The organism is Mycobacterium pinniadriaticum (assembly GCF_026242045.1).
In the GTDB taxonomy this organism is placed as follows: Bacteria; Actinomycetota; Actinomycetes; order Mycobacteriales; family Mycobacteriaceae; genus Mycobacterium; species Mycobacterium pinniadriaticum.
The window spans coordinates 60,392-72,440 of sequence record NZ_JAPJDO010000024.1 but is presented as its reverse complement, the minus strand read 5'-3'; the positions used below and the strand labels follow the sequence as shown (position 1 = coordinate 72,440).

16 protein-coding genes are annotated in these 12,049 nt (G+C 66.2%); 13 read left to right on the top strand and 3 right to left on the bottom strand.

The features are described from left to right. The first annotated feature begins 6 nt into the window (after positions 1–6). A complete protein-coding gene (locus ORI27_RS22625; RefSeq protein ID WP_265999300.1) occupies positions 7–396 on the top strand; it encodes a YchJ family protein in 390 nt (129 codons plus the stop codon). 54 nt (positions 397–450) lie between these two features. Continuing rightward, positions 451–1,245 (top strand): glycoside hydrolase family 16 protein, encoded by a 795-nt coding sequence (locus ORI27_RS22620; protein ID WP_265999325.1) that lies wholly within the window; start codon positions 451–453, stop codon positions 1,243–1,245. Between the two features lie 49 nt (positions 1,246–1,294). Here ORI27_RS22620 and ORI27_RS22615 read toward each other — a convergent pair whose 3' ends face one another. Beyond that, positions 1,295–2,287, bottom strand: coding sequence for a GlxA family transcriptional regulator (locus tag ORI27_RS22615; RefSeq protein WP_265999324.1), 993 nt, complete (start codon positions 2,285–2,287; stop codon positions 1,295–1,297). Between the two features lie 332 nt (positions 2,288–2,619). Here ORI27_RS22615 and ORI27_RS22610 point away from each other — a divergent pair, with 332 nt between their 5' ends. From ORI27_RS22610 to ORI27_RS22585, 6 genes are read left to right on the top strand one after another with little or no spacing between them, the layout of a single operon-like run. Further along, on the top strand, positions 2,620–3,150 hold the full coding sequence (locus ORI27_RS22610) for a DUF1097 domain-containing protein (protein ID WP_265999299.1): 531 nt from the start codon (positions 2,620–2,622) through the stop codon (positions 3,148–3,150). Continuing rightward, complete coding sequence (gene nthB / locus ORI27_RS22605) at positions 3,150–3,887, top strand: nitrile hydratase subunit beta (RefSeq protein ID WP_265999298.1); 738 nt, start codon at positions 3,150–3,152, stop codon at positions 3,885–3,887. Before ORI27_RS22610 ends, nthB begins: the two co-directional genes overlap by 1 nt. Then, positions 3,884–4,504, top strand: coding sequence for a nitrile hydratase subunit alpha (gene nthA, locus ORI27_RS22600; protein WP_265999297.1), 621 nt, complete (start codon positions 3,884–3,886; stop codon positions 4,502–4,504). The genes nthB and nthA overlap by 4 nt, the downstream gene beginning before the upstream one ends. Beyond that, positions 4,501–4,812 carry a nitrile hydratase accessory protein gene (locus ORI27_RS22595; protein ID WP_265999296.1) on the top strand — a complete coding sequence of 104 codons (312 nt, stop codon included), beginning with the start codon at positions 4,501–4,503 and terminating at the stop codon, positions 4,810–4,812. Before nthA ends, ORI27_RS22595 begins: the two co-directional genes overlap by 4 nt. 19 nt (positions 4,813–4,831) lie before the next feature. Next, positions 4,832–5,056, top strand: a complete 225-nt coding sequence (locus ORI27_RS22590) for a CbtB domain-containing protein (protein ID WP_265999295.1) — start codon at positions 4,832–4,834, stop codon at positions 5,054–5,056. After that, positions 5,047–5,880, top strand: coding sequence for a CbtA family protein (locus tag ORI27_RS22585; RefSeq protein ID WP_265999294.1), 834 nt, complete (start codon positions 5,047–5,049; stop codon positions 5,878–5,880). Before ORI27_RS22590 ends, ORI27_RS22585 begins: the two co-directional genes overlap by 10 nt. Positions 5,881–5,890: 10 nt before the next feature. Here the strand turns inward: ORI27_RS22585 and ORI27_RS22580 are convergent, their stop codons facing one another. Together ORI27_RS22580 and ORI27_RS22575 are read right to left on the bottom strand one after the other, a co-directional pair. Beyond that, entirely contained in the window at positions 5,891–6,460 is a 570-nt protein-coding gene (locus ORI27_RS22580) for a DM13 domain-containing protein (protein WP_265999293.1), read from the bottom strand. Between the two features lie 218 nt (positions 6,461–6,678). After that, positions 6,679–7,500 carry a hypothetical protein gene (locus ORI27_RS22575; protein ID WP_265999292.1) on the bottom strand — a complete coding sequence of 274 codons (822 nt, stop codon included), beginning with the start codon at positions 7,498–7,500 and terminating at the stop codon, positions 6,679–6,681. A gap of 53 nt (positions 7,501–7,553) precedes the next feature. Between ORI27_RS22575 and ORI27_RS22570 the strand changes: the two genes are divergently transcribed. The 5 genes from ORI27_RS22570 (at position 7,554) to ORI27_RS22550 (ending at position 11,830) form a co-directional block, all read left to right on the top strand. Then, on the top strand, positions 7,554–8,465 hold the full coding sequence (locus tag ORI27_RS22570; protein WP_265999291.1) for an IclR family transcriptional regulator: 912 nt from the start codon (positions 7,554–7,556) through the stop codon (positions 8,463–8,465). 223 nt (positions 8,466–8,688) lie between these two features. Continuing rightward, complete coding sequence (gene biuH / locus ORI27_RS22565; RefSeq protein WP_265999323.1) at positions 8,689–9,411, top strand: biuret amidohydrolase; 723 nt, start codon at positions 8,689–8,691, stop codon at positions 9,409–9,411. A gap of 99 nt (positions 9,412–9,510) precedes the next feature. Continuing rightward, positions 9,511–9,912: an allophanate hydrolase-related protein gene (locus tag ORI27_RS22560; protein WP_265999290.1), complete on the top strand. Its 402-nt coding sequence runs from the start codon at positions 9,511–9,513 to the stop codon at positions 9,910–9,912. Between the two features lie 176 nt (positions 9,913–10,088). Continuing rightward, positions 10,089–11,465 (top strand): ClC family H(+)/Cl(-) exchange transporter, encoded by a 1,377-nt coding sequence (locus tag ORI27_RS22555; protein ID WP_407666395.1) that lies wholly within the window; start codon positions 10,089–10,091, stop codon positions 11,463–11,465. Positions 11,466–11,536: 71 nt separating this feature from the next. Then, positions 11,537–11,830 (top strand): excalibur domain-containing protein, encoded by a 294-nt coding sequence (locus tag ORI27_RS22550; RefSeq protein ID WP_265999288.1) that lies wholly within the window; start codon positions 11,537–11,539, stop codon positions 11,828–11,830. Positions 11,831–12,049 lie beyond the last annotated feature (219 nt).

Below are 12,049 nucleotides of genomic sequence, written 5' to 3'. Positions count from 1 at the left end.
GTGGCGATGCGGCCGATCGACGTGTGCCCCTGCGGCTCCGGCGCGCCGTTCGGGCGTTGCTGCTTGGCGCTGCACCGCGGCGAGAGGCAGGCCGAGACCGCCGAACAACTGATGCGGGCCCGATACAGCGCCTATGTTGTCGGCAACCTCGACTACGTCTGGCGAACATGGCACCCGCGCACCCGGCCCGACGCGCTGACCCCCAACGACGATCTGACGTGGACCGGGCTGGATATCGTCGACACCGTCGACGGCCAGCCGGGTGATCAGACCGGCGAAGTGGAATTCCGCGCTCACCACCGGCACGGCCGCCGCACCGGGACGCTGCACGAGCGATCTCGGTTCGCCGTGCGGGCCCGGCACTGGTTGTACGTCGATGGAGACGTATTCGCCTGATCGATTCGGGGTCCGCCGGGCAGTCCGTGCCTTTATCGTCTAGCCGTGCCCGAATTGGATCGCCGAAGCATGATGCTGATGTCGGGGCTGGGCCTTTTGGCCGCCGCGCTCCCGCTTCCGACCGCCAGGGCGGAAGCGCCCTATATGTTCCAGGACGACTTCGACGGGCCGCAGGGGTCGGCCCCCAACCCGGCGAATTGGTCGGTCCAGAACTGGCAGGACGACGTGTGGCCACCGGTCGAGAGTCAGTACCGCGATGATCGGCGAAACGTCTTCCTCGACGGAAATTCGAACCTCGTGCTGTTGGCCACCCGCGAGGACAACCAGTACTTCAGCGGCAAGGTGCGGGGCAACTGGCGGGTTCCCATGGGCCACACGTGGGAAGCGCGGGCCAAGCTCGACTGCCTGACGTCGGGAGCCTGGCCCGCGTACTGGGCGGTCAACGAGGACCCGCTGCCCGACGGTGAGGTCGACATCTTCGAGTTCTACGGCAACCGCAGCTGGGCCCCGGGAACCACGGTTCACGCCGCATCGAACGGGAAGACGTGGGAAAGCAAGTCGATCGCCGGGTTGATCGACGGTGCCTGGCATACCTGGCGGATGCGCTGGGACGCGGATGGATTCAAATTCTGGCGCGATTATGTCGACGGCGCGAAACCGTACTTCACGGTGCCGCCGAAACCCATTCCGGTCCACGGCAACACCAGCGATCTGCGTTGGCCGTTCAACAACCCCGGCTACTGGATGTCCCCGATGTTCACCCTCGCGGTCGGCGGGCCCGGCGGCGGCGACCCGTCGCTGGGGAACTTCCCGGCGGCCATGCTTGTCGACTGGATCCGCATCTGGTAACACCGCGGCGCTCGGCGCGCCGCCCAGAAGGGGAGACGCGCACCGGCGGCTAGCGGTGGATACCGGTCGTCCGGAATCGACTCCGGTACGTGCTCGGTGAGACGCCCAGTGCGCGGCGGAAAGTGCGGCGCATGGTGTCCGCCGACCCGAAACCGGCCCGGCGCGCCACCGCTTCCTGGCCATGATCCCCGGTCGCCAGCAGCACCTTCGCCGCCTCCAGCCGCGCTTGCTCGACGAACCGGGCCGGGGTCAGCCCGACCTGATCGTGAAACATCCGCACCAGATGCCGCTCGCTGACCGCCGCGCGATCCGCCATCGCCGCGATGGAGTGATCGGCGCCTGGATCAGCCACCACCGAGTCGAGGATCTCGCGAAGGCCACTCGACACCGGAAGCGCCGCCTCGGTCCACACGCTGAACTGGGCCTGCCCACCCGGGCGCTGGAGGAACACCACCATCCAACGCGCCACCCGCCGGGCCACGTCGGGACCGTAGTCGCTTTCCACCATCGCCAGACCGAGGTCGATACCCGCGCTGATGCCCGCTCCGGTGATGTAGGGCCCGTCCTGGACGAACAGCGAATCCGGCACCACCTCGATGTCGGGATAGGTGCGCGCCAACTCCTGGCAGTGGGCCCAGTGTGTGGTCGCGCGGCGGCCGTCGAGCAATCCGAGAGCCGCGAGGACGAACGCGCCGGTGCACACCGAGGCGACCCGTCGGGCCCGCGGTGCCAGCTCGCCCACCATCTGCAACGCCGCCGCGACGACGTCGGGCGTCTGTTCTTCGGGGATGTCGTGCTCGCCGGGCGTGAAAGAGAAATCGGGCGGCACCCCGCCCGGGACGACCAGCGTGTCGATCCGGTCCGGCACCCCGGCCAGCGGCATGTCGACCTTCAAGGAGACGAACGACGTGGTGTCAACCGCATCACCGGTGGGCGAGGCCAGGATCACCCGGTACAGTGCTCCGAAATCGTTTGCCCGCGCGAAGATTTCGAGTGGGGCGGCCACGTCCTGCAGAGTGACTTTGTCGTACAACGCGAACACGACGGTCTTGGGCGCCTGCGGCCCCTGCGCTTTCGCGGGCCGGCGCCCCGCGGCCGGTAGCCGCTGTGATCTGTGCTCGTCGGACACCCGGTGCTGTCCTTTCGTGACCCCACCCGAGGTGAGTGTCAACGTAGCGGGACTCCGGTGCCAGGGCAATGTGGATGGCGCGACCAACCGGGCGAGGTCCGGAATTGCGCGATTCGTGTCCGGACCTGACGGGCGGAGCAACCAAGGCGTAACACAGCTGAAACCCGCTGGCGCGAGGCTGATTTCACCGTACTTCGCTCCGGTGTGGAAGCGAATCACCACCCCCTGTTCCTGGAAGGTGAGTCATGGATTCTCGGACAGCCTTGACGCTGAGCATCGGCGTGCTCGGCGGCGTGGCAGTCGCGTTCACCGCCGAAGTCATCACGGTGCCCATCTGGGTGGTCTTCCTGGCCTGGGCATCGTTCTTCTTCGTCGGCGGCGGCATCGCCGGTTGGATCAAATCGGTGTCGTCGAACCTCGTCGGCGTCGTGATCGCCTCGGCCAGCCTGTACGCCGCCTACCTGATGGGCGGCAGCCTGCTGGTCACCTCCATCGCCGTCGGCGTCGGCAGCGCGCTCATGGTGCAGGCGTCGTGGGTGCCGCTGCTGGCGACCACCCCGGCCGTCGTCGTCGGATTCGCCTCCACGGTGTCGACGGTCGCCGGACGCGGCCACGACATCACCGTCACCACCGTCTCGCACCCCGGTCTCGTCGCTGCCGTGGCCTGCGTGCTGGGAGCGTCCTTCGGGCTGTTGTCCGAATACCTGGCCACCGTGATGACGAAGAAACCGGCTGCGGACACCGCAGCCCCGTCCACGGAAGGAAGTCCGGCCTGATGAAACTGCAGCACTATCTCGGTGGTTTGGAGGGTCTGCCCGAGCCGCTGACCCTGGAGAAGCGGGTCTTCGTCGAGGACTGGGAGAAGAGGATTTTCGGCATCCACGTCGCGATGATGGGACTGTCGAACCACCTCGGGTCGGCCCTGCCGGAATACCCCATCGACGAGGTGCCGACGGCCTTCAAAGACGAGTGGACGTGGGCCGACCTGCGTACCGGCGCCGAGGCGATGAACCCTTTCGACTACTTCAAGTTCCGCTACTACGAGAAGTGGCTGGGCGGCATCACCCAGTTCTTCATCGACAAGGGCTATGTCACCGAAGAGGAACTCGCCGAACGCATTGCCGAGCTCGCCCCGGCCGCCGACGCCGAGGACGCGCCGGCGATCGACGATCAGGTGATCGCCTATCTGCGCCTCGGCGACAGCCCGCGCCGCGACGTCGCGCACCCGAAGTTCGCGGTCGGATCGACGGTACGCATCACCAACGTGCCCGCCGACGCACACAGCCGACTGCCCGGATACCTGCGTGGCCGGGTGGGCACGGTGGAACGTGTCTTCGAGGGCGACTACGGCTACTTCTGCCACACCGGCGATGGGATCGGTGACCCGATGCCGATCTACATCGTCGAATTCGACCCGGCCGAAATCTGGGGCACACGAGCCGAAGGCGGCCCGCTGAAGCTCTACGCCGAGTTGTTCGAAGCCTATCTGGCACCGATCGAGGAGGAATCATGACCGCCCAGTTCGCCTACCCGCCTGACCGTGAAGAGGCCAGCGCCAAGAAGGCGGCCGCTCTCGAGGCGCTGCTCATCGAGAAGGGCGTCATCACACCACAGACCGTGGACAAGGTGCTGGCTTATTTCGAAACCGAGATGACACCGCTCAACGGCAAAAAGATCGTCGTAAAGGCCTGGACCGACCCGGAATTCGCGGCGAAGGTCGTCGTCGACACCCCGGCGGCCGTCGCCGAACTGGATCTGCCCGAGGGCATGGCGGGTGCCGAGGGTGAGCACCTGCAAGCCGTGGCCAATACCTCCGGGGTGCACAATCTGGTGATCTGCACGCTGTGCTCCTGCTTCCCGTGGCCGGTGCTCGGGTTGCCGCCCTATTGGTACAAGGATCCGACGTTCCGGTCGAGGGCCGCTCGCGAACCGCGCAAAGTGCTCGCCGAGGTCGGCCTCGACCTGCCGTCCGATACCGAGATCAAGGTATGGGACTCCAGCGGTCACTCGCGATGGTTCGTCATCCCCGAACGGCCGTCCGGTACAGAGGATTTCACTGACGAGATGCTGATGGACCTGGTGACCACCGAGTCGATGATCGGAGTGGCATTGGCGGGCCCGACGTCATGAAGCTGCACGAGACCTGCACCACCGATCAGGCGGCGCCGCAATTCGACCACGAATGGCAGCGCCGGGCTTTCGGACTGGCGCTCGCGCTGTCCGAGTTCCGACACTACCCATGGAGCGAGTTCCAGCAGACTCTGATCGCCACCATCGGCGAGTGGGAGCAGACGCCCGAATCCGAACGGGGACAGTGGGAGTACTACGACCATTGGGTTGCCACGTTGGAGAAACTCGTCGATCGCCACGAGTTGCTGACCGCGCCGGTGCTCACCGACGCCAGTGACCACGCACTTGCCCACGACCACGACCACTAGAACTGTGAGGATGTCTGAAATGAACGATGCGAATCCCGCTATCGGGCTGCCGCGCACCGACTTGCGTGCGGCCGCGACGAGTCTCGCCACGCCGCTCCGGTTGGCGGTCATGACGCTGCTCGCCCTGATCCTCTACTACTTCGTCGGCTACGACCAAGGAGCGGTGTCGGTGTTCGGTTCGGACACCCACGTCCACGAGTTCCTGCACGACGCGCGACACCTGCTGGGGTTCCCGTGTCACTGAACGTCGAATTACCGCCCGCGGCACGGTATCTCGTGCCGGGCGTACTGGGCGGCATCGCCTGCTTCGCGTTCAGCCGCGTCATGATCGAGCCGTCGATCGGTGCCGCGGTGGACTACGAAGGGGCTCGTGAGCACGCCGAGGCTCACCTCTCCGGAGGCGATCACGGGCATGGTCACGGTCATGAGCTTTTCAGTCGGTCGGTGCAGGAGAATATCGGTGCCGCGGTCGGAGTCATCGCATTCGCCGTGACGATGGGTGTGCTGTTCGCGGTGGCCTACACCGTGATCCGCACGGTGCTCGAGCGGCGCGGCGCCGCGTTCGACCCGACCGGCCTGGCGTTGTTGCTCGCGGCGGGAATGTTCGCGGCGATCACGTTGGTGCCGAGCCTGAAATATCCGCCGAGTCCGCCGACCGTCGGTCTGGAAGACACCATCGGAGCCCGAAGTTCGGCGTTCTTGACGATCACCGTGATCTCGGTGCTGAGCGCAGGTATCGCCGTGGCAGCCGCACTGGCGTGGTCGCGGCGCTGGGGCGCATGGCGATCGACTGCCTTGGCGGCCGGCGGCTACGTCGTGGTCGTGGTGATCGCCTTCGCGTTGTTGCCCGGCTTCCACGAGGTTCCCGGGCCGCTGACCGGACCCGACGGCGTGCTGGTCGACGGCTTCCCAGCCGAGGTGCTGGCCGAGTTTCGGATATATTCGCTGCTGAACCAGGCATTGCTGTGGCTGACGATCGGCGCAACGTGGGCTTGCCTGTCGGCGGTCTCGCCGTCGATGCGACGGGGAGCACGGTCGTCGGAGTTGTCGATGTCCAACGCCGTCTAGGGATCGCTCGTTATTGGGTCACCGCAACAGGCTTGAGCTCAGCTGCCCCGAACGACACGTTGAAGCGGTCGCACCAGATGCTCACACTGTTGAGGCCCTCCACCTCGGTACCGGCGGGCACCGGATAGTTGGCCGAGCCGCGGTTGCCTTTGAGGGCGCCGAGGTCGATCCAGCGTCCGTCGTCGAACACGCGCGCGCCGTCGGACCCAGGAGTCACCGGGGCGTCGGTCAGCCAGACCTTCAGCAGCGGACCGTCGCTGGTGTTGAGGTCCTCGATCCGCACCACCTGCGAGCCGTCGGGGAGCCGCAGCAGCTGCGCCGTCCCGGTGGTGTCGTGCTCCTGGCTGACAAAGCTGCCCTGCGACTCCACCACGGGCCCTGCGGGCGTGGGGCCGTCGTTCGATGACGCGGTGACGCTCGGCGGGGCTTCGTCGACGGTGGTGTTGGTGAACAGCTTCCACGGCTGGAACCAATAGGCGCCGAGCGCGGCGGCGACCACGAGGGTGGCGATGCCGGTGAGGACGAGCGGATGGCGCAACAAGCGGCGGCGGGATTTCGGCGCCGAAGGGGAATCCGACATGACTCCGTTGTGTAGCACAGCCACGTGACCGTTACAGGAGAACGGCCGCCTGCTGTGGCCACGGCTCGGATTGGCCGATTTCGGGCGAAGGCCCGTCGGTGCCGCAGTAGATTTGTGGCGTCCTTCTGCGCAACGGACCTCGGGGGGCGCCCGGTGGTGGGCGCTGGTGTCAAGGGAGTGATTCCAGTGGCCACGACCAACGCAACCACCCGTCGGGATCAGACGCCGACCGGTGTGCCCGCCGCACCCGCTTGCCGCCAATCCTCGTACAGCAGTTTGTATCCCAGGTATCCGAAGACGAGCGGGAACACGAAGTACTGGTACTGGGTCCACAGCAGGGCCAGCAAGGTGTCGGCGACGCCGCCGGCCATGTTCGGGAAGCCTGCGAAGACCTCGCTGAACGAGAAGATGAACGTGGCGACGACGGGCTCACCGGCGCCGAGCACCGGGACCAGGTAGCGCAGCCGGGAACCGACCTTGTTCAGCCGCCAGAACGCGATCGCACTGGCGAGGTTGATGAAGGCGTACATCTCGAGGGTGAAGAACGTCGAGTTGTGATTGACGGCGCGCAGGTCGACCGAGCCGAATGAAGCGAGGTCCCACCAGTACATGTGCAGGATGTTCTCGCGCATCCACGGGGTGTAGGCGGCGATGTCGGACAATGTGTGCAGATCGTGGAAGACGAAGGGCGAGAAGATCACCCACGGGATTTCCCACAACAGGTTCGTCATCACGTACGACACCATCCACAGCACCAGGCACTCGTGGAAGCGCTGCAACCGCGGCCGGGTGCGTGCGCCCGGCAGCAGCAGCGGGATGATCCACCCGTTGAGCCAGATGCTGATGCCGTACAGAGACGCCTTGGTACTGGTCGCGAAGTCGAGGACACCCAGATAGAACAGCGCGGCGAAGACGCCCGTCGCGCCCCAGAACACCGCTGTCCAGATCGCGAAAGCCCGCCAGGTCGACGGAGCCACCCGGCGCGGCTCGGCCGCGCGCCACGAGGCTTTGTCGACGTCGAAGCTCGTCAGTACTGTCATCGCGCCCCCAATAGGCTTGCTGATGTCGAAATATCGACATACCGTTCGATATTGTGGCGGAGAAAGTAGACCCAGCACCGGCCCCACGTCAAGGCTTGTCACCACCGACCGAGCGGGTGATCGCCGTCCTGGAGCTGCTCGGCCGCGAACCGGCCACCCAGTTCTCGCTGGCCGAGATCTGCCGCCGCCTGGACATCAGCCGCGCCACCGGGCATGTCGTGTTGACCACGCTGGCGGCCCACGAGTGGGCGATCCGCGACCCCGCGACCGGCCGTTACGGCTGGGGACCCGCGATTGCCGCCCTGGCCAGGCCGACCGCGGCACAGCTTCATCGCGCCGACCTTCAACGGTTGGCCCACGCCACCGGCATGCACGTGTCACTGGCGCGTCGTGAGGGCGCCACCCTGGTGGTCATCGACACCGTCGGCGAGCATCTGCGGGGCCCGCGGATCGCCTCGGGGATGCGCACGCCGTTCGTCGCACCGATCGGCCGCGACTATGTGGCGTGGTCGAGCGCTGAGGTCCAGGAGCAGTGGCTGCGGGCCATCGGCACACCCAGCCGTGAATTCCGGGAGCGAATGACGGCCGTGCTGGCCGAGATCCGGCAGCGCGGCTTTGTCGTGGAACGACTCACCCGCGAGTATGTGCGCGTCTACACCGCGCTGCGCGCGCTGAGCGCCGACGGTGAAGTCGACGACATCACCACCCAGCTCGCCGGTGCCTACGCCAATCTCGCGGTGATCGACATCCTCGACGACGAACTGGGCCGTGCTGCGGCCCACAGCATCGCGACGGTGTCCGCCCCGGTGCGCGACACCGACGGCTCGGTGGCGTTCGTCGTGATGGTTGCGGCGTTCACCACTTTGACCGGCCCGGCCATCCGCGACCTGGGTGCACGGGTGCGCACCGCCGCGCAGGCCGTCGAGCAGCGCATCGCCCGCCACGGTGACGCGGCGTTCGGATGAACGCCGGAGATGTCGGGAACCGTGCGGTCGAACGATCGGCGAGCCTCACGGCAAACTCACAGGAAGTGTCCAGGTAGTGTTCGGCGACCTTTCAGGTTCGCGTAGTAATACGGTCACTAGTACGAAGGTGCAAACAATGTTTGCGACCGGCCACATCACACCCGATTGGCGTCCTGTGCCGGTGAAAACTGTTGAAAGAGAGGAGTTTCCAGTGACGAATGACATGCGCCCACCGGCGACAGTACAGGCACATCCTTACGTGTGGCCCTATGACGGCAATATTCCAACGGGCCGAACGGCTCTGATCAACATCGACTGGCAGGTCGACTTCTGCGGGAAGGGTGGGTACGTCGACACGATGGGCTACGACCTGTCGCTGACCCGCGCGCCGTTGGCCGCGGCGCAGAAGGTCCTACACGCTGCCCGCGACGTCGGGTTGTTCATCATCCACACCCGCGAAGGCCACCGCCCCGATCTGTCGAATCTGCCTGCGAACAAGAGATGGCGCTCGGCGCAGATAGGGGCCGAGATCGGATCGTACGGTCCGGCGGGCCGGATCCTCGTCTGTGGCGAACCCGGCTGGGAAATCGTCGAGGAGATGGCGCCCCTTCCGGGTGAACCGGTGATCGACAAGCCCGGCAAGGGCAGCTTCTATGCCACCGATCTCGACTTGATCCTGCGGACCAACGGCATCACGCACATCATCTTCACCGGGATCACCACCGACGTCTGTGTGCACACCACCATGCGGGACGCCAACGACCGCGGCTACGAATGTCTGGTCTTGTCCGACTGCACAGGGGCCACCGACCCCGCCAACCACGTGGCCGCGCTCAACATGATCACCATGCAGGGTGGAGTTTTCGGGGCACATGCGCCCAGCGACGCCTTGTTGAAAGCCTTCGATGTGATGCGAGGCGCGACTCGAGTGGCCGCCGTCGGCTAGTGCCCTTCGGAGTTTCGGCACCGCGGGGGGGGTGCCGAAACTCGGATCCCGACGGTCAGAAACCCGCTGCGGATTCGTTAGCGGTGGACTGGAGATGTGATGACTGACAATGGATTTACCAGGCTGGCGGTGAACGGCACGCTGATGCGAGGCCTCGAACTGAACGCGAACATGCTTCGCGCTGGTGCGGTTTTCGTGCGCGAGGATCGGACCGCTCCCTGCTACCGGTTGTGGACAGTCGGTGACCGCCACCCGGCGATGATCCGAACGACGAACGGCGGAACAGCAGTCGAATTGGAGCTCTGGGACGTTCCCGGCGACGGGGTGGTGAAAATCCTCGAGTCCGAACCGCCCGGCTTGGCCGTCGGAAAGGTAGCGCTTGTGGACGGAACGCAGGTCCTGGGCGTACTCGGCGAACCGTACATCGTCGAAGGTGAACTCGAGATCACCGACTTCGGTTCGTGGCGACGCTATACGGCGGCCACCGCCATGAAGGGTTGATCGCCGGGCGCGGATGCCTGACTGTTCTTCCCGCCTGCCGCGCTCCCGCCGGGTGAGGGCGCTGTCGCCGCGAGGTCGCGACGCCGGTCTGCGAAACTGGACGCCGTGGCTTTCAACGCTGAGCGGGAACACCGATGAGTGAGACACCGGAATACCCCGCCAAAATCGACGCGTCGATGCGCGGATCGATCCTCATCTGTGTGACGGCGACGCTGGCCGGGATCATCATCGGTTTCGTCGGCGGCGCCTTCCGCTGGTGCCTGCAAGCCGCCGACACCCTCCGCACCGATTTCGTCAATTGGACCCACCAGTTGCCCGGGCCGGGCTGGCTGATCCCCATGGCGGCCGCCGCGATCGGTGCGGCGTTGGCCGCCCTGATCGTGCGGTGGGAGCCCCTGGCCGCCGGCAGCGGCATTCAGCACGTCGAAGCGGTCTACCACGGCGATGCCCAGCCACCGCAGATCCGACTGCTTCCCGCGAAATTCATCGGTGGCGTGCTGGCCATCGGCTCGGGACTGGTGCTCGGTCGGGAGGGTCCGACCGTGCACATGGGGGCCGCGATCGGAGCCGAGGCAGCACGACGAGCCCGGCTGCCCGCGGCCGAGGTCCGGATGATGCAGACCGCACTGGGCGGGGCGGGCCTGGCCGTCGCCTTCAACGCGCCCATCGGCGGCACCCTGTTCACCCTCGAAGAGGTGACCCGATCGTTCCGGGTGAAGACGGTCCTGGCCACCATCTTCGCCGCGGTCGCCGCGGTCGCCTGCTCACGGTGGGTCCTGGGCAACCACGCTGACTTCGACGTCGAACCGATCGGCGCCCCGGATCTGGCGTGGCTTCCGCTCTTCGTCGTCTTCGGTCTGCTGACCGGTTGTCTCGGCGCCCTCTACAACCGGATCGTGCTGTGGTTCCTCGACCACGTCGCCGGTCTGCGCCGCATGCCGCAGCCCGCCAAGGCGGCCATGATCGGCGCGGTGATCGGGTTGGCGATGTTCGTCTACCCCCTCGCCGTAAGCGGCGGTGACCCCCTGACGCAGTTGGTCCTCGGTGGGCACCACATCGTGCTCACCGTCGTCATCGGCTATCTGGTGGTGCGGTTCATTGCCGGCCCGCTGTCGTATTCGGCCGGGACCCCGGGCGGGTTGTTCGCTCCGCTGCTGGCGATCGGCGCGTTGTGGGGACTGCTGTTCGTCGGAGTCTTCGGTTTCGTGTGGCCCGGAAATGTTGAGGGCCTGGCGGTTCCGATGGCGCTCGTCGGTATGGGAGCGTTTTTCGGGGCCACCGTCCGTGCGCCGGTGACCGGCATGGTCCTCGTCATCGAGATGACCGCGACGACGTCGGTTGCCGTGCCGATGATGGCCGCGACCGCCGCGGCGGTGCTGGCCGCCTACCTGGTGGGTTCACCGCCGATCTACGACAGCCTGCGCGAACGGATGCCGCCCGAGCCGATGCCGATCCCGGAGGCGGCCGCGGCCGGGCTGTCGACCGATCAGGACCGCGACCCCGAAGGTGATGACGCCACCGCCGATGAGGATGACGACGCACCGGGTCGCTGATCCGGCGCGCTGGACGGCAATTGGCCCGTAACGGTCGGTCGACGACGACGTGGTGGCTACGATTCGTTGTCGTGGGGAAATTGACCATGCTGGCAATTGGATTTGCCCTCGGGCTGGCACTGAGCCCGGCGGCAACCGCTGATCCGGACGGCGGGTCCGTTGCGCAGTCCGCGGGACCGCATGTCCGGGCACCGAGCTCGAACTGCGACCCGAACTACTCGGGTGCGTGCGTTCCGATCGCCAGTGACGTCGACTGTGCCGGAGGTAGCGGTAACGGACCCGCCTATGTCTCCGGTCCCGTCACGGTAATCGGCCGAGACATCTACGGACTCGATCGAGACGGTAACGGCGTCGGATGCGAGTAGTGGCTGAAGCGAACATCCTCCTGGCCCTGATGGGTTTGCCCGAATCCAATTGGAGCGAGTACCAGCCCTTCTCGATTGCGCCGACCGCCGGCTGAGCCAAGGCTCAAATCAGCGTTTTGCCACCGAATTCGAGTTTCGGGGCCGACTGTCTCAGGTACGGTTCTCGTGGGTCAGGGGTGACACGACGACGGGGGCTCGCCATGTTTGCAACGTCTCGAC